The organism is Nitrobacter sp. (genome assembly GCF_051535235.1).
Lineage (GTDB): Bacteria > Pseudomonadota > Alphaproteobacteria > Rhizobiales > Xanthobacteraceae > Nitrobacter.
The window spans coordinates 40,034-56,753 of record NZ_JBPPLZ010000002.1 but is presented as its reverse complement, the minus strand read 5'-3'; the positions used below and the strand labels follow the sequence as shown (position 1 = coordinate 56,753).

General features: G+C 63.4%; 13 protein-coding genes and 1 tRNA gene. 4 read left to right on the top strand and 10 right to left on the bottom strand.

What is annotated here, in order from left to right; all coding sequences use genetic code 11:
• Positions 1-49: 49 nt before the first annotated feature.
• The 6 genes from ACS3WA_RS02740 to ACS3WA_RS02715 form a co-directional block, all read right to left on the bottom strand.
• On the bottom strand, positions 50-1,264 hold the full coding sequence (locus ACS3WA_RS02740) for an acyl-CoA dehydrogenase (protein ID WP_438277039.1): 1,215 nt from the start codon (positions 1,262-1,264) through the stop codon (positions 50-52).
• A gap of 207 nt (positions 1,265-1,471) precedes the next feature.
• Positions 1,472-2,548 carry a 3,4-dihydroxy-2-butanone-4-phosphate synthase gene (gene ribB, locus ACS3WA_RS02735; RefSeq protein ID WP_438277038.1) on the bottom strand — a complete coding sequence of 359 codons (1,077 nt, stop codon included), beginning with the start codon at positions 2,546-2,548 and terminating at the stop codon, positions 1,472-1,474.
• Positions 2,549-2,683: 135 nt separating this feature from the next.
• Positions 2,684-4,414: a cation:proton antiporter gene (locus ACS3WA_RS02730; RefSeq protein ID WP_438277037.1), complete on the bottom strand. Its 1,731-nt coding sequence runs from the start codon at positions 4,412-4,414 to the stop codon at positions 2,684-2,686.
• Between the two features lie 320 nt (positions 4,415-4,734).
• A complete protein-coding gene (locus tag ACS3WA_RS02725) occupies positions 4,735-6,429 on the bottom strand; it encodes a methyl-accepting chemotaxis protein (protein WP_438277036.1) in 1,695 nt (564 codons plus the stop codon).
• A 344-nt stretch (positions 6,430-6,773) separates the two neighbouring features.
• A complete protein-coding gene (locus tag ACS3WA_RS02720; RefSeq protein WP_438277035.1) occupies positions 6,774-7,250 on the bottom strand; it encodes a hypothetical protein in 477 nt (158 codons plus the stop codon).
• Between the two features lie 188 nt (positions 7,251-7,438).
• Positions 7,439-7,786: an ArsR/SmtB family transcription factor gene (locus ACS3WA_RS02715; RefSeq protein WP_438277034.1), complete on the bottom strand. Its 348-nt coding sequence runs from the start codon at positions 7,784-7,786 to the stop codon at positions 7,439-7,441.
• A 159-nt stretch (positions 7,787-7,945) separates the two neighbouring features.
• Between ACS3WA_RS02715 and ACS3WA_RS02710 the strand changes: the two genes are divergently transcribed.
• The 4 genes from ACS3WA_RS02710 (at position 7,946) to ACS3WA_RS02695 (ending at position 13,750) form a co-directional block, all read left to right on the top strand.
• Positions 7,946-9,250, top strand: coding sequence for an NAD(P)/FAD-dependent oxidoreductase (locus tag ACS3WA_RS02710; RefSeq protein ID WP_438277033.1), 1,305 nt, complete (start codon positions 7,946-7,948; stop codon positions 9,248-9,250).
• Positions 9,251-9,268: 18 nt separating this feature from the next.
• Positions 9,269-9,472 (top strand): YgaP family membrane protein, encoded by a 204-nt coding sequence (locus ACS3WA_RS02705; RefSeq protein ID WP_438277032.1) that lies wholly within the window; start codon positions 9,269-9,271, stop codon positions 9,470-9,472.
• 64 nt (positions 9,473-9,536) lie between these two features.
• Positions 9,537-10,547: an efflux RND transporter periplasmic adaptor subunit gene (locus ACS3WA_RS02700; protein WP_438277031.1), complete on the top strand. Its 1,011-nt coding sequence runs from the start codon at positions 9,537-9,539 to the stop codon at positions 10,545-10,547.
• Positions 10,544-13,750 carry an efflux RND transporter permease subunit gene (locus ACS3WA_RS02695; RefSeq protein WP_438277030.1) on the top strand — a complete coding sequence of 1,069 codons (3,207 nt, stop codon included), beginning with the start codon at positions 10,544-10,546 and terminating at the stop codon, positions 13,748-13,750. The genes ACS3WA_RS02700 and ACS3WA_RS02695 overlap by 4 nt, the downstream gene beginning before the upstream one ends.
• Positions 13,751-13,876: 126 nt before the next feature.
• On the opposite strand, the gene ACS3WA_RS02690 is transcribed toward ACS3WA_RS02695, so the two are convergent.
• From ACS3WA_RS02690 to mnmA, 4 genes are all read right to left on the bottom strand, one after another.
• Positions 13,877-13,953 (bottom strand) — tRNA-Met (locus ACS3WA_RS02690).
• Positions 13,954-14,053: 100 nt separating this feature from the next.
• Positions 14,054-14,392, bottom strand: a complete 339-nt coding sequence (locus ACS3WA_RS02685; protein WP_438277029.1) for a hypothetical protein — start codon at positions 14,390-14,392, stop codon at positions 14,054-14,056.
• A gap of 53 nt (positions 14,393-14,445) precedes the next feature.
• Positions 14,446-15,084, bottom strand: coding sequence for a class I SAM-dependent methyltransferase (locus tag ACS3WA_RS02680; RefSeq protein ID WP_412774799.1), 639 nt, complete (start codon positions 15,082-15,084; stop codon positions 14,446-14,448).
• Positions 15,085-15,105: 21 nt separating this feature from the next.
• On the bottom strand, positions 15,106-16,308 hold the full coding sequence (gene mnmA / locus ACS3WA_RS02675; RefSeq protein ID WP_412774800.1) for a tRNA 2-thiouridine(34) synthase MnmA: 1,203 nt from the start codon (positions 16,306-16,308) through the stop codon (positions 15,106-15,108).
• Positions 16,309-16,720: the final 412 nt, after the last annotated feature.

Below are 16,720 nucleotides of genomic sequence, written 5' to 3'. Positions count from 1 at the left end.
GGCTTCGTCCGGGCATGACGAACACTAAGGCAGCGTCGCTCCGAAAATCCTACGAAAACGCGGAAATGCCGGTGATGGCGCGACCGAGGATCAGCGCGTGGACGTCGTGAGCGCCTTCATAGGTGTTGACGGTCTCAAGGTTGGCGGCGTGGCGCATCACATGATATTCGATCTGGATGCCGTTGCCGCCGTGCATGTCGCGCGCCGCCCGTGCGATATCGAGCGCCTTGCCGCAATTATTGCGCTTGATGATGGAGACCATCTCCGGCGCCATCCGGCCCTCGTCCATCAGCCGGCCGACGCGCAGGCTGCCCTGAAGCCCGAGCGCGATATCGGTCTGCATGTCCGCGAGTTTCTTCTGCACCAGTTGCGTCGCGGCCAGCGGACGACCGAACTGCTTACGCTCCAGCACATACTGCCGCGCGCGACGCATGCAGTCTTCCGCTGCGCCCATGACGCCCCATGAAATGCCGTAACGCGCGCGGTTCAGGCAGCCGAACGGGCCTTTTAGTCCGGACACGTTCGGCAGCAGGTTCTCTTCCGGAACCACCACGCCATCCATTACGATCTCGCCGGTGACCGACGCACGCAGGCTGAGCTTGCCGCCGATCTTCGGAGCAGAAAGGCCCTTCATGCCCTTCTCCAGCACGAAGCCGCGGACCTGGTTGTCGTGCGCCGCCGAGCGGGCCCACACGATGAACAGGTCAGCGATCGGCGCATTGGAAATCCAGATCTTCGAGCCGGTTAGCCGATAACCGTCGGATACCTTCTCGGCATGGGTTTTCATGCCGCCGGGATCGGACCCGGCATCCGGCTCGGTGAGGCCGAAACAACCGATCCATTCGCCGCTCGCGAGCCTGGGCAGGTATTTCTTGCGCTGGCTTTCGTCGCCGTAGGCGTAGATCGGATACATCACCAGTGACGACTGCACCGAGTTCATCGAGCGGTAGCCTGAGTCAACGCGCTCGATTTCCCGCGCGACCAGACCGTAGGCGACGTAGCTCGCATTGGCGCAGCCATATTGTTCCGGCAAGGTAACGCCGATCAGGCCGAGTTCGCCCATCTCGTTGAATATCTCGCGATCGGTCTTCTCTTCCAGATAGGCATTGACGATGCGCGGCTGCAGTTTGTCCTGCGCATAGGCGTGCGCGGTATCGCGGATCATGCGTTCGTCTTCGGTCAACTGATCGTCCAGACAGAACGGATCGTCCCACTGGAAACCGACCGGCACGGGTTGGTCCTTGCTTTGCGGACGAACGCTCATGACAATCCTTTCACATCGGTCCAGATGCCGCTATCGGCGCAATCAGCTCCGCCTCAATATACAGATAATTCGAGAACAGAACCACGTCGTTGCGGAATGCACCCGAGGGAACGGATCCGACCGGCGGTTCATGATCTCGCCCTCAACATCCGGTTCATTAGCGAGAGGCACAGAGCATATAAGCTCATGCCCGGCCGACAACAGCCGTCAGCTTTCAAGATATTCGTTGGAAACGATCTCGATACCGAACCCGGAAAGCCCCTTATACTCGTATGCGGACGAGGTCAGGTGCCGGATCGAGGTCACGCCGAGATCGCGCAGGATCTGCGCGCCGACGCCAACCTCGCGCCACTGCCTGTTGCGATCGGCTTCCGCAGATTTGTCTTCGGGGAGCGGCGCCACCGGCACCCCCGCCGCACCGTCGCGCAGATACACCAGCACGCCGCTTCCGGCCTTCCTGAAATGCTCGAGGACGACCTCCATGCGCCTCGGCCCGGCGAAAATATCGCGCACGATATTGGGCTTGTGGAAGCGCGTGAGGACATTCCGGCCGTCGCCGATGCCGTTATAGACGAATGCGACGTGGGCGGTGGAATCGAACGGCGAGCGGTATGCGTAGCCCTGTAAAGGTCCGATCGGACTGTCAGTGATGAATTCGGAGACCCGCTCGATCAGCTTCTCCCGCGCCTGGCGATACGCGATGATGTCGGCGATGGTCACATGCCTGAGGCCGTGCGCGGCAGCGAACCGCGCCACCTGCTCGCCCTTCATCACCGTGCCGTCGTCGTTCATCAACTCGCTGATGACCCCGACCGGAGGCAGACCGGCGAGCCTGCAGAGATCGATCGCCGCCTCGGTATGGCCCGCGCGAAGCAGCACGCCGCCATTGCGCGCGATCAGCGGAAAGATATGGCCGGGCCGGGCAAAGTCGCTGGCCCCGGCGTTGGGATTGGCGAGCGCCCGGCAACAGGAGGCGCGCTCTTCGGCCGAAATGCCGGTTCCACCGCCGGGCTTGTAGTCGATCGAGACGGTGAAAGCGGTGGTGTGGTTGGATTCGTTGTGCGCGACCATCGGATCGAGCCGCAGCCGCTGCGCATCCTCGGTGGTGATCGGCGCGCAAACGATGCCGGACGTGTGCCGTATGATGAACGCCATCTTCTCCGCGGTGCAGAGCGAGCCCGCGACGATCAGATCGCCCTCGCCCTCGCGGTCGTCATCGTCGGTGACGACGACGATCTCGCCATTGGCGAAGGCCTGGAGGACGTCCGGAATTGGATGGGGCATGAGTCGCGCTTTCGCGTTTGAAGGAAGGACCGTATGGCCTAGAGCGGGCTGCGGCGCAACCAACCCAGCCGGAACGCCGCCCGACCATCACGCCCCATATATGATCCGCATGGCGAATTTGGCAGCAGGATCGGCTTACGGCAGCACCTCCCGGCGTTCGCTCAGAAGCGCCTCGGTCTCGGCGCGCTTGTCGGCCAGCAAACCATTGTCGGCGGCCTCGATCGCGGCGAACAGCTCATGCGCGTCCGTCAGCCGCGTCACCGTCACGTAATCCGCGCCGGCGGCATATTGATCCTCGACATCCGACAGCAGGTCCGCCGTCGAGATGATCTTCGCGGTCGGATTGAGCGAGCGGACGTGACGGACGAGTTTGACATTGGTGGCGCCCTTGAGCAGCGAATCCGGCACGCTCAAAATGATGATCTCGGCGCCGCCGACCCCGGCATGCAGCAGCGTATCCACGTTGCTGATGTCGCCATAGGTGACGTGCAGGCCACGGGCGGACAGGGTGCTGAACACCACAGGATTGAAGTCGACCACCGCGATCTGGTCCAGCAGCGACTCGTTGCGGCGTTCGATCTCGCTCAAAAGCGCGCTCGCGGCGCGGAAAAAGCCAAGGATGACAATGCGTCGCGGCTCGCCATGCCCACCGCCGTCGTGTCCGCCCTCGCCGGCCTCGGCGCGGTCGAGATCGCGCAAGCCGAGCCGCTTCAAAAAGCCGATCCCCGATCGCGAGAGTTGATCGCTGCGTCCGATCGCGAACGTGCTCAGCACGGCCAGCACCACGAAGGCGAACGAGGCCGCGCTCGCGGTCTGTGTGCTGATGTGCCGCGCGGCCAGCCCGGTCTGGATCACGACCAGCGAGAACTCGCTGATCTGCGCCAGATTGATGGCCGGCAGCAGGCTGGCGCGCAGGCCCTGCTTCATCAGATACAGCGGCACGAAGGTCGTGATCACGCGGCTCACCACCGTGAAGGCCGCGATGGTCAGCGCAAGCCAGATCACCGAGCCGTTCGGGATCGGAATGGTCATGCCCAGCGCGACGAAAAACAGCGTGATGAAGAAATCGCGCAGCGTCGTCACCTTGGCGGTGACGTCGAGCGCGTAAGGAAAGGTCGAGAGCGACACGCCCGCCACCAGCGAACCCATTTCGCGCGACAGATGCAGTCGCTCGGCGATCTCCCCGATCAGAAAACACCACGCCAGCGCGCCGAGCAGCACCAGTTCCGGGCGGCGCGCGATCTGGTGAAACAGATGTGGCAGCACATAGCGGCTGAGGATCAGCGCGGTCGCGACCAGCGCGCCGACCCGCGCGATCGACAACAGGACGATGGAAATCTGCAGGTTGTCCAGGCTGGGCTGCACCGCCAGGAACAGGATCGCGAAGATATCCTGCAGCACTAGCACGCCGAGGGTGATGCGGCCCGGCAGCGTATCAAGCTCGCGTTTCTCGTACAGGACCTTGACGATGATGACCGTGCTCGACAGCGCGCAGGCGACGCAGAGATACAGCGCGTCGAAGCCGCCGTGGCCCATGGCCAGGCCGATCGCCATGAAGAACAATACGCCGAGGATGCAGCCGCCGAGGAGCTGGCCGCCGCCGGCGATCAGGATCACCGGCCCGGCGCGCACGATCTTCTTCAGGTCGATTTCCAGGCCGATCATGAAGAGCATGAAGATCAGGCCGAGCTCGGAAATGGTCTGGATCGATTCCTGCGATTTGACCCATCCCATTCCAAACGGGCCGATGACGAACCCGGCCACCAGATAGGCCAGAATCAACGGTTGCCGGGAAAAGTGCGCGGCCAGCCCGAGACCCCAGGCGAACAGGATGGAAAGCGTGATATCGCCAATAAGTTCGTGCATGCCCCCTCGGCCGATCGACAGAATTTCCGCAAGTTCAATCCAGGATACGCAATTACCGCGGGCTTCGTCGATGCCCGTTGCGCCGGCTGCTTCTTACCCTCAGGGCGCGGCTATCCGCGGATAGCCGGCACGCTCGCGCACGGCATTGCAATCCGCATCGGCAACCGTGAACGGCGGATGTACTTGATCCGGGTTGTCATGGAAAGGCTGGTAGCGGGAGAAGGATTCGAACCTCGACCCCAGCTATGATCGTCTGCCCCGGTGCAGCAGCAATTTCACGCCAGGCTCCGTCTTACCGACGTCTGGCCACGCGTCGATCTCTATGCGACCCGGACGGAGTTCAGGAAGTTGTTGACCTCCGCCTTGAGCCGGGCGCTATCGCGCGACAGCGTTTGCGCAGCAGTCAACACCAGGGACGAGGCAGTTCCGGTTTCCGCCGCTCCGCGCTGGAGATTGCCGATATTGGAGGAAACTTCCTGCGCCCCCTGGGCGGCGTGCTGGACGTTGCGGGAGACTTCCTGGGTGGTAGCGCCCTGTTCCTCGATAGCCGAGGCGATCGTGGAAGAGATGCCTGACAGCTTTTCGATGGAGTTGCGAATTTCGTTGATCGCGGCGACGGATTCCTGCGTGGCGGATTGGATGTCGCCGATCTGCTGACCGATTTCGCCGGTGGCCTTGCCGGTTTGCTCGGCGAGCGCCTTCACTTCCGAGGCAACGACCGAAAATCCTCGCCCGGCTTCCCCGGCGCGCGCCGCCTCGATGGTGGCGTTGAGGGCGAGGAGGTTGGTCTGGCCAGCGATATTGTTGATGATCTCGACGATGTCGCCGATGCGCGACGCCGCGCTCGACAGCGCACTGACGCGCTCGGTCGCCGAATGAACCTGATCGACCGCACTGCCCGCCATGCGCGCCGACTCCTGCATCCGCTGGCTGATTTCGCGAACCGAGGCGGTCATCTCCTCGGTGGCCGAAGCCACCGAATTGACGTTGGAGGAGGCTTCGTTCGATCCGTTGGCGACGCGTGCAGCAAAATCCCTTGCATGGTCGGCGTTCGACGCGAGCGTGGTTGCGGATGCTTCCAGTTCGGTCGCTGACGTGGCGACAGCCTGAACGATTTCGCCGATCGCCGCTTCGAAGGAATCGGCGATCTTTGTCATGTCCGTCTTGCGCTGGATGTCCGCGCGGCGTTGCGTGGAATTAACCTCTTCCCGGCTGAAGCGGATCAACGTCTGCACGGTCTGAAGGTTGCGAAGCGCCAGGCCGATTTCGTCGTCGCGCTTGATCTCGATGCGGTTGTCGAACTTGTCGTGGACCAGGTTCAGCATCGTCTCGTTGAGGTGACCCATCGGTTCCTCAAACGCGCGAAGCGTCTGACGCCCGACGAACCCTCCGGCAGCAACCCCGGCAATGCCAAGAAAGCCGAGGACGAGCCCCCATGTCCCGCCAACCGCGGTTACCCCCAGCGCGCTACAGGCCAGCAGGAAAGCCACCTGCAGCGTGATCAGCGTCGTCATTCGCGCCCGTATGGTCCGTGTGAACAGCCCGAAACGGTCGAAGAACGATCGCTTCCGGATGATGCCGGCATCGATCCGGTACGGATGTCGCCGCTTTTCGCGAATGGCTGCATAAACTTCCTCCGCCAGCGCGCGCTGGTCGGCAGCAAGCCTGGTGCGGATCGACGTATAGCCGGTGACCTGCCCGTTCGTGCGAATCGGCGAGGCAGTCGCCAGCACCCAGTAAAAACCGCCGTTCTTGCGCCGGTTCTTGATCGCGCCGACCCAGGGCTTCTCGGCCTTCAGTGTATCCCAAAGATTTTCGAACGCCTCCGGCGGCATGTCCGGGTGGCGGACGATGTTGTGCGCCTTGCCCATCAATTCTTCGGTCGTGAATTCCGCGGCGTCGATGAAGTCCTCGTTGACGTAGGTCAGACGGCCCTTGAGGTCGGTCCTCGAAACGATCAGCGTTTCATCGGAAACGGGATATTCGGCGTCGGTAACCGGAAAGTTCTTGCGCACGGGGAAACTCGTCGATCTGTTGTGGTTGAAGCAAGCGTTGCGGCGCCCGATACGCTGCCATGACGCGATTCGAGAGAAATTGCGTGAGCAGAAACCGGTAGCGGCGCCCTCAAAAGCTTACCTGGGAAGGACGCACGTCAGGGCTGAGGGCAACTGGAACAAGTGAACCATCGCGGAGGCACCTTCTGTGGCTTACCGGGAACTCGCGTTCTGATGAAGCAGGATAGAACAGGTCAGTTAAAAAACGGTGGTTGGCAGTTCGGTTGGTTGGTGCCGGTCGCAGACGTATGGGATGCACGGCGAGCCCTCACCCTCGCCGCTTTCAGGGCTGCGAACGATCCTGCTCACTTCGCCGCCGGCGTCTCCGCGTCGAGGCGATAGCTGGCGTGGCAGGCGACGCACGCCGATAGCTGTGTGCTCAGAGTTGCGAGTAACTGCTCGCGACTGGCGCCTGATTCGGCTGTGGCGGCAATCTCGTCGAAGCGCTTATGGACGCTGAGCCCGAGCCGCTTGAACTCGATCGGCAACTTGGCCATCAGTGCCGGATTGACGTCGGCGGCCGCTGCCATGCCGCTCGCGCGCGCAGCCTGTGCAATCCGCTTCATGTCGCCCGCCTTTACCCCATCGACGACGACCTGCACGGTTTCAAGCATGCCGCGCATTTCGGTGAGCACGAGATCACGCTCATCCGATGCCAGCAGAACAGCCGTGCGACCGTCGGGCGCCACCTGCGTCCGACCGTACACAAAGAAGAATACGGCCACCGCAATGGTAATAAGCCAAAGGGCGATAGCCGCGACGGACAGCACACGTGCAGTCATAGAATTGTTCTCCTTGTTGCACCGACAGCCATCGTTGCCGATGAGGTAACCGCCACCCCTGCGCTGTTCCTATCGGGACAGCCCGATTTGAAACAGAAGCGGGCCTTCATCGTGCACGGGCCAGCATCAGCGTCAAACGCCAGAAGCCCAAGCGCATTCGCCGCGGACACCAAATCCAGCAACGCCCTCTAGGAACCTCGCGTGTTGATTTGCCGGCCGCCGCGCGGACGCTTGCCTCTGGCTGGTGCGCAGAAGGCTGAATGCAGCGCATCCACAACGGTCAAAACCTCCGGCCGTGCGATGGAATAGTAGACCGTCGTTCCCTCGCGACGGGCTTCGACGAGTCCGTCCGACCTGAGCCGCATGAGCTGCTGCGACATCGGCACCTGTTCGATCCCGAGCCCCTGACGCAATTCAGCAACCGATTTCTCACCGTCCACCAGGGCGCAGAGCACCAGCAGGCGCTGCGGGTGGGACAGGCTGCGCATCAGTTCCGCGGCCGACTCCGCCGCCGGCATCATATCTCCTACATTCATAGTATTGAATTTATACTCCTTGAATGTTATGTGCAAGGTGTCCGGCCTTCCGAGAGGTCGGCGCAAGGTTCAAAGGACAGTTTGCTCCTGCCTTGAACCAGATCAAGACGCAATGCGCGATGTCAGGGAAACTCGGCGGATAAATCGGAGGAATAGTCCATGTCTCACATTGTCGTTCTCGGCGCGGGCCTCGGTGGAACCATCATGGCCTATGAGATGAAGACCAAGCTGAGACGCGACGACCGTCTCACCGTCGTCAATCTCGGCTCGACCTATTCGTTCGTGCCTTCGAATCCATGGGTCGCCGTCGGCTGGAGACAGCCGGCGGATATCGAAGTCGACCTTGCTCCGGTGCTGAAACAGAGAGGCATCGAACTGCGGCCGGAGGGGGCCAAACGCGTCGAGCCGGCTGAAAATCGGATTCAACTCAACGACGGCACATCCATTACCTACGACTACCTGATTATTGCCACCGGACCTGACCTTGCCTTCGACGAGGTGCCGGGACTGGGCCCGACTGCCCATACCCAGTCCGTCTGCCAGACCGATCATGCCCTTCAAGCCAAAGTCGCGTTCGACAAACTCGTCAGGACGCCGGGACCGGTGGTGATCGGCGCCGTGCAAGGCGCATCCTGCTATGGCCCGGCCTATGAATTCGCCTTCATCCTCGAAACGGCCTTGCGCAATGCGCGCGTCCGCGACCGCGTGCCCATGACCTTCGTGACGCCGGAGCCCTATATCGGCCATCTCGGGCTCGACGGCGTCGGCGACACCAAGGGCCTGATCGAAAGCGCGATGCGCGACCGCCACATCAAATGGATCACCAATGCGCGAACCACCAAGGTGGACCATGAAAAGCTCGTCGTCGAAGAAGTCAACGACGACGGCTCGGTCAAGGCGACACACGAACTGCCCTTCGCCTTCTCGATGCTGCTGCCGGCCTTCCGGGGCGTCAAGGCCGTTCATGGCGTCGAGGGTCTGACCAATCCGCGCGGCTTTATCGTGATCGACAAGCACCAGCGCAACCCGGTCTTCCCGAACATTTTCGGCGTCGGCGTCTGCGTCGCCATTCCGCCGGTCGGCAAGACCCCGCTCGCGGTCGGCGTGCCGAAGACCGGTTTCATGATCGAATCCATGGTCACTGCCACGGCGGAGAACATCGCTTCGCTCCTCAAGGGCGAGCAGCCGAAGGCGGTCGCAACCTGGAACGCGGTCTGCCTCGCCGACTTCGGCGACGACGGCATCGCTTTCGTCGCCCAGCCCCAGATTCCGCCGCGCAACGTCAACTGGTCGTCGCAAGGCAAATGGGTCCACGCAGCCAAGATCGGCTTTGAGAAATACTTCCTGCGCAAGGTACGCCAGGGCAAGGCCGAGACCTTCTACGAAAACCTCGTCCTCGACATGCTCGGGATCAGGAAGCTGAAGGACATTCACGTGGAGACGGCCGAACAGGCGCAGTCTTGAAGCAGAGGAGAAACGACAATGACAATCGATCGCGCCGTGATGATGTTTGCCGGCTTCATGGTTCTCGTCTCGCTGGGGCTCGGATTTTACGTGTCGCCCTGGTGGTTTCTGCTCACGGGTTTCGTGGGCCTAAATCTGATCCAGGCGTCGGTCTCAGGCTTTTGTCCCGCGGCCATGGTCTTCAGGAAACTAGGCTGCCCGGCCGGCGTCGCATTCAAATAACGACCAGCCTTTTCATCCGATGGCCGGGCGAAACTCGTGATCGCTCCGTGAAAGCTGCACGCTCATGCATCGACCGATCTTGCGCTTCCTGACAGCCGTTCTCGCCGGCGCCGCGATCGCCGGCGCGACGGCGGCCAACGCCGCTGAATTCGTCGTCAAGGCCACGACGATTCCCGAGATGAAGGCCGTCTTCGGCCAGGTCGAGAGCCGCATCGTGGTGCCGGCGCGTGCCCGCATCGGCGGCTCGGTGCGCGAGCTTCGCGTCACGCAGGGTGACGAAGTCAGGGAAGGACAGGCGATCGCCGTCGTCGTCGATGACAAGCTCGCGCTTCAGCTCAACGCCGCCGACGCCAAGATCGAGGCGCTCAACTCGCAGCTTTCGAATGCACGCGTCCAGCTCGAGCGGGCGCAGCAGCTTCGGGCGAGCGGGTCGGGCACGCAGGTCAGCCTCGATCAGGCCAAGATGCAGTTCGAGGTGACGACCAATCAGGTGTCTGCGGCCAAGGCGGAGAAGACCGTCATTGAGCAGAGCGCGCGCGAGGGCACCGTCTTCGCGCCGGCGACGGGCCGCGTGCTCACCGTCCCCGTCACGCTCGGTTCGGTGATCATGCCCGGCGAGGACATCGCCCGCATCGCGCCGGGGCCGTATTATCTGCGGCTGTCGCTGCCGGAGCGTCATGCCGGCGAGATCACACAGGGCGCCGACGTGACGGTCGGCGCGCGCGGGCTCACCGCGCCGGGCGGGCTGTCCGCCCCGCACCGCGGCCGCATCGTCAAGGTCTATCCGGAGATCACCGACGGACGCGTGATCGCGGATGTCGAGGTCGAAGGGATCGGCGATTATTTCGTCAACGAGCGCACGCTGGTGTCGATCCCGGTCGGCAAACGTATGGTACTGGCGGTGCCGCCGGCGGCGATCCGGACGATGCACGGCGTCGACTACGTACGCCTCGTCACGCCCACCGGAGAAATGGATGTCGCCGTCATTCTGGGCGAGGCCGTCGAAGAGGGCGGCCAAAGGCGCACGGAAATCCTTACCGGCCTGCACGACGGCGACCGGATCATGCTGCCATGAAGCTCGGGCTCGCCGGCAACCTCACCCGCGTCTTCATCGCTTCCCCGTTGACGCCGCTGTTCCTGCTCGCGTCCCTTGCACTCGGGCTTGTCGCGCTGATCTCGCTGCCGCGCGAGGAGGAGCCGCAGATATCCGTGCCCATGGTGGACATCCATGTCGCTGCCAATGGGCTGAAGGCCGAGGACGCCTTGAAGCTCGTCACCGAGCCGCTCGAGACGATCGTCAAGAGCATCGATGGCGTGGAGCACCTCTACTCGCAGACCGAGGACGACGGCACCGTGGTGACAGCGCGGTTCAAGGTCGGCACCAATCCGGACGCCGCCATTCTTCGCGTGCACGAGAAGGTCCGGGCCAACATGAACCGCATCCCGTTCGGCATTCCCGAACCGCTGATCGTCGGCCGCGGCATCGACGACGTGGCGATCGTGGTGGTGACGCTGCGCCCGACGCCGGATGCCGACGCGCGCTGGACCGCGAACGGGCTGACGCGGCTCGCCCGCGAACTGCAGGTCGAGGTGTCCAAACTGCCCGACGTCGGCCTCACCTACATCGTCGGCGAGCAGCCGGAGCAGTTCCGTGTCGAACCCGATCCGGAAAAGCTCTCGCTCTACGGCATCACCCTGCAGCAAGTCGCCGCCAAGATCGAAGGCGCCAACCGTTCATTCCGCATCGGCACGGTGCGGGAGGATACGCAGCAACGCGCGATCGTCGCCGGGCAGACCCTGCAGGCGTTGCCCGAGATCGGCAACATCCTGCTCACCGCGCGCGACGGCCGCCCGGTCTATGTCCGCGACGTCGCCAATGTCGTGCTTGCAACCTCGCCGGCCGAAAATCGCGTCACCGACATCCGCAAGACGGCAGATGCCGGCCTTGAACGCGCGCCCGCCGTTTCGCTCGCCATTGCCAAGCGCCCCGGCACCAATGCGGTGGTGATCGCCGAGGAGATCGTGCGGCGGCTGGAGCAGGCGCGCGGCCAGATCTTCCCGTCGGATGTCGAGATGACGGTCACGCGCAACTATGGTGAAACGGCGAACGAGAAGGCCAACGAACTTCTGTTCCATCTCGCCCTCGCCACAGTGTCGATCGTGGTGCTGGTCGCCATCGCCATCGGCTGGCGCGAGGCGCTGGTGGTGGCGGTGGTGATCCCGACCACGATCCTGCTGACGCTGTTCGCCTCGTGGATCATGGGCTACACGCTCAACCGCGTCAGCCTGTTCGCGCTCATCTTCTCCATCGGCATTCTGGTGGACGACGCCATCGTGGTGATCGAGAACATCGCCCGCCACTGGGCGATACGCGACGGCCGCTCGCGCGCGCAGGCCGCGATCGACGCGGTGGCCGAGGTCGGCAATCCGACCATCGTCGCGACGCTGACGGTGGTGGCGGCGCTGCTGCCGATGCTGTTCGTGTCCGGCATGATGGGTCCCTATATGAGCCCGATTCCGGCCAACGCCTCGGCGGCGATGCTGTTCTCCTTCTTCGTCGCCGTCATCCTGACGCCGTGGCTGATGATGAAGCTCGGAGGCGATCACAATACTGCCGGCAAAGGCCATGATACGGCGAGCGGCGGCCGCCTCGGCCGGCTTTACGTTGCTGTCGCGAGGCCCGTTCTGGCGTCGCGGTGGCGCGCTTGGATTTTCCTGGCTCTGGTCGGGGCGGCGACGCTGGCCTCGCTCTCGCTGTTCTACACCAGGCATGTCACGGTGAAGCTGCTGCCGTTCGACAACAAGGCCAATCTTCAGGTCGTGCTGGACCTGCCGAAGGGCTCGTCTGTCGAGGATACCGACCGAACGCTGCAGGCGATGGTTGATCGCCTGGCATCCGTACCCGAAATTGTGTCGTTCCAGACCTACGCCGGCACGGGTGCGCCGTTCGATTTCAACGGGCTGGTGCGGCACTATTATCTCCGCTCCAGTCCCGAGCTGGGCGATATTGCCGTGAACCTGCTCGCGAAAGGCGACCGCGCGCGCGCCAGCCATGCCATCGCGCTTGAACTCAGGCAGCGCCTGAGCGGTCTCGACCTGCCGAAGGACACCGTGGTGAAGGTGATCGAGCCGCCTCCGGGGCCGCCGGTGCTGGGCACGCTGCTTGCGGAGATCTACGGTCCCAACCCCGACACCCGGCGCGCGGTCGCCGCCAAGGTGCGCGCGGCGTTCAAGAGCGTGCCGTTCATCGTCGATGTCGATGACAGCTATCACAACCAGGCTGAGCGCGTGCGCGTCGCCATCAATCAGGACAATCTCGAATATTACAGGGTCGAACAATCTGACGTTTACGATACCCTGCGTGATCTCTATGGCGGCACCACGGTCGGCTATTCCCAGCGTGGTGGAGGACGCTATCCGATCGCCATCCGCCTCGCGCTGCCCAAGGCGAACGCCGTGATGGATGCGCGCGCGCTGACGACACCGGTGCCCGCCAACGCGCTTCCCGGCGGTCGTGGAGTGGTCGAACTCGGTGATGTTGTCAGCGTCACCCGTGAGCCGGCGTCCTGGCCGATCTTCCGGCACAACGGCCGCTCCACCGAAATGGTGCTGGCGGAACTCGCCGGTGCCTATGAAGCACCGATCTACGGCATGCTGGCGGTGCGTGACGCGATCGACCGGATCGACTGGGGCAACCTTCCGAAGCCCGTGATCGCCCTGCACGGTCAGCCTGACGACGAAACCCACCCGACCCTGTTGTGGGACGGCGAGTGGGAGGTGACCTGGGTGACCTTCCGGGACATGGGCGCGGCTTTCATGGTGGCGATCCTCGGCATCTACATTCTCGTCGTCGCGCAGTTCGGCTCGTTCAAGCTGCCGCTGGTGATCCTGACGCCGATCCCGCTCACCTTCATCGGCATCATGCTCGGCCACTGGCTGTTCAACGCGCCGTTCACGGCGACCTCGATGATCGGCTTCATCGCGCTGGCCGGCATCATCGTGCGCAACTCGATCCTGCTGGTGGACTTCATCCGCCATGCACGCCGGCCCGGCCGGCCGTTGACCGAGGTGCTGCTGGAGGCCGGCGCAATCCGCTTCAAGCCGATCCTGCTGACCGCGATCGCGGCGATGATCGGCGCGGCCGTCATTCTCGCCGACCCGATCTTCCAGGGGCTCGCCATCTCGCTGTTGTTCGGCCTCGCATCATCGACGGCGTTGACCGTGCTCGTTATCCCGGCAATTTATGTCGTGCTGAGAGGAGACAGGCCGGCGCGCTAGCCGCGAATGGCGATCCTCACGCGCGTCGCGCCGAACATCCGACGTTGCGGGCCAAGAGTCGCGGGCCAAGACCGGGTGACGGCGATTTTCGGGGATTCGCGATATTCCCCAATATAAAGGGGATGATGGTAGCGAGAGAGGGACTCGAACCCCCGACCCCAGGATTATGATTCCCGTGCTCTAACCAGCTGAGCTACCTCGCCACAGTGTTCACGACGAAAGCCGTGAACGCGCGGCATATAAAAAGCCGCTCAATGGCGTGTCAAGCAAAGCCGACCGATATGCCGGTTTATTGCTGGGGGCTTATTTCGGCCGCACGTTGGGATCCCCGCCGGGGCTGCCGGGTGGCGGAATAACCGGCGTATTGCCGCCTTCCGGGGTCGGCGCGCGCATCTCCGGATCGACGCCCGCGGGCGGGCACAGCACGCCGTCGGATTTCGCCAATTTGTCCCCGAGCGGCTCCCCGGGTTTGCCGGTCGTCGTTCCGCTCGGCGAGGCCGTATCGTGAGGCGCACAATTGCCTGCGTTCGGGGACGGAGCCAGCGTCGTGGCAGGGGGCGCGCCCGGCGGCGGCGCCTGTGCAAAGGCGATCTCCGGAAGCGCAACAAGGGCGACCAACACAAATAAGGACCTGACTGTCATCCGCATGGGGTGGCAACGAACGGCGACAGCCGATGTTCCGCCGGAACCGAGGATCAGGATTTGCGATAGCGGATCAGCGAGAAGTGCCCCATCGGCGGCATCGGGCGACGCTCGAAGAGCGTGACGCCGCCATGCTTCGCAGCCCAGTTCACAAGGCGCTGCCACGGAAATTCGGGGCGCCAGCCGAGCCGCCGGGCCAGAGGCGCAAACGCCAGTTCGAACAGACGGCGGAACCCGCGCTCGGCGCCGATGTGATTGACGAGAATCAATTCGCCGCCCGGCTTCAGCACGCGGACGAAATCGTCCAATGTCGCTTCGGGGTCCGGCACCGCCGTGATGACGTATTGCGCCACCACCGCGTCGAAAAACGAATCTGCAAAGGCGAGATTCCTGGCGTCCATCACCGCCAGCGTTTCGACGTTTGTGAGATTGAGCGCACGCACGCGCTGCTGCGCCTTGCGCAGCATCGGTTCGGAAATGTCGACGCCATACAGTTTCGTGGTAGAGGCATAGTCCGACAGCGACAGTCCGGTGCCGACGCCGACGTCAAGGATACGCCCGCCGATCGTATCGGCTATGGCGATGGTGGATTGGCGGCCCGGATCGAAAACCTTGCCGAACACGAGATCGTAGACCGGCGCCCAGCGGCCATAGGCCTTCGCGACGCCGGCGCGGTCGATGTCGTTGCCCATGCCGTCCGCGCGTCCCGAACCCTATCCGCGCAGTTCGGCGGCGAGAGGCGCCACCGGCGTGCCGCTCTGCATGGCCGTTCCGCTTGCGCGCTTCGCCATGGCACGCGCGATGAACCCGCCGCCAAGCACCCGCGCCTGCCCTTCCGGCCCATCGTAGAACACGCAGGCCTGACCGGGCGACACGCCCTCCTCGCCGGCCACGAGTTCGATCTCATAGCGGCCGTCGATGGCGCGCAGCCACGCCGGCTGGGGCTTGCGGGTCGAGCGGACCCGCACGAACAGTTCGAGTCCTGCGCCCACGGCGCGATCGAGCGCGCCGTCGCCGATCCAGTTCACGTCGCGCAGCACGATACGATGCATCTTCAACGCTTCGCGCGGTCCGACAACCAGGCGCCGGTTGGCGGCATCGAGACTGAGGACGTAAAGCGGCGCGCCGGAGGCGATGCCGAGGCCACGGCGCTGTCCGACCGTGAAATGCACGATGCCCTCATGATGACCGAGGACGTGCCCGTCGAGATCGACGATGTCGCCCGGCTCCAATGCGTTCGGCTTCAGCCGGCTGATGACGTCGGTGTAGCGCCCGGTCGGCACGAAACAGATATCCTGGCTGTCGTGCTTGTCGGCAACCGACAGGTCGAAGCGCCGCGCCAGTTCGCGGGTCTGCGCCTTTGTCATGTCGCCCAGCGGAAAACGCAGAAAATCGAGTTGCTCGCGCGTGGTGGCAAACAGGAAGTAGCTCTGATCGCGATCCGAATCCGCCGCGCAGAGCAGCGCACGCGAGCCGCCGGCCAGACGGTGTGAGGCGACGTAATGACCGGTCGCCAGCGCGGTGGCGCCCAGCTCGCGCGCAGTAGCGAGGAGATCACGAAACTTGACCAGACGGTTGCACTCGATGCAGGGCACGGGCGTTTCGCCCGACGCATAGCTGTCCGCGAAATTCTCGATCACGGTTTCGCGGAAGCGGCTTTCATAATCCAGCACGTAGTGCGGAATGCCGAGGCGTTCGGCAACGTTGCGGGCGTCATGAATATCCTGGCCGGCGCAGCAGGCTCCCTTGCGATGGGTGGCCGCGCCGTGATCGTAGAGCTGCAGCGTTATTCCGACGACATCATAACCCTCGGACTTCAACAGCGCGGCCGTCACCGACGAATCGACACCGCCCGACATGGCGACCACGACCCGCGTATCCTGAGGACGGCCTTCCAGATCCAGACTGTTGAGCATTGATCCCGTCATACATGAGATCGCGCAAGGTCGCACGCCTTGCCGATCGGAGACTTTCGCGGTGTTCCGGAGCGGGAATTCCGTTCCGTCCGGCCGACCGAAAGACCAGCTTTTGTATAGTAATATAGTTCGTATTCCTGCGAGGCAATCACGGCCGGATGACGGCGCCGGACCAGCGGCAAATCTTGCCGCCGGGCAGAAAACAAGCAGCCGAACCGGCCGGGCCGGCGGCTGGACATGCCGCATAACTAATTGAATATACTAATTATAAATTCAAACCGGACGATGGCCCGGTCCTTGCTGCTCGCTTGGTACCCTATCGCGAGAGGTTGCCTGTGCTTAGCGTGACACCAGAAGCCGCCACCAGCGCGTCGTTACCGAATACGCGGCAGAGGCCCGAGCGGGACGACCA

Excerpts from the sequence above, each read along its gene's own strand:
- ACS3WA_RS02695 (WP_438277030.1), top strand. The coding sequence starts at position 10,544 with ATGAAGCTCGGGCTCGCCGGCAACCTCACCCGCGTCTTCATCGCTTCC.
- ribB (WP_438277038.1), bottom strand. The coding sequence starts at position 2,548 with ATGCCCCATCCAATTCCGGACGTCCTCCAGGCCTTCGCCAATGGCGAG.
- ACS3WA_RS02740 (WP_438277039.1), bottom strand. The coding sequence starts at position 1,264 with ATGAGCGTTCGTCCGCAAAGCAAGGACCAACCCGTGCCGGTCGGTTTC.
- ACS3WA_RS02715 (WP_438277034.1), bottom strand. The coding sequence starts at position 7,786 with ATGAATGTAGGAGATATGATGCCGGCGGCGGAGTCGGCCGCGGAACTG.
- ACS3WA_RS02705 (WP_438277032.1), top strand. The coding sequence starts at position 9,269 with ATGACAATCGATCGCGCCGTGATGATGTTTGCCGGCTTCATGGTTCTC.
- ACS3WA_RS02710 (WP_438277033.1), top strand. The coding sequence starts at position 7,946 with ATGTCTCACATTGTCGTTCTCGGCGCGGGCCTCGGTGGAACCATCATG.
- mnmA (WP_412774800.1), bottom strand. The coding sequence starts at position 16,308 with ATGCTCAACAGTCTGGATCTGGAAGGCCGTCCTCAGGATACGCGGGTC.
- ACS3WA_RS02680 (WP_412774799.1), bottom strand. The coding sequence starts at position 15,084 with ATGGGCAACGACATCGACCGCGCCGGCGTCGCGAAGGCCTATGGCCGC.
- ACS3WA_RS02700 (WP_438277031.1), top strand. The coding sequence starts at position 9,537 with ATGCATCGACCGATCTTGCGCTTCCTGACAGCCGTTCTCGCCGGCGCC.
- ACS3WA_RS02720 (WP_438277035.1), bottom strand. The coding sequence starts at position 7,250 with ATGACTGCACGTGTGCTGTCCGTCGCGGCTATCGCCCTTTGGCTTATT.
- ACS3WA_RS02685 (WP_438277029.1), bottom strand. The coding sequence starts at position 14,392 with ATGACAGTCAGGTCCTTATTTGTGTTGGTCGCCCTTGTTGCGCTTCCG.
- ACS3WA_RS02730 (WP_438277037.1), bottom strand. The coding sequence starts at position 4,414 with ATGCACGAACTTATTGGCGATATCACGCTTTCCATCCTGTTCGCCTGG.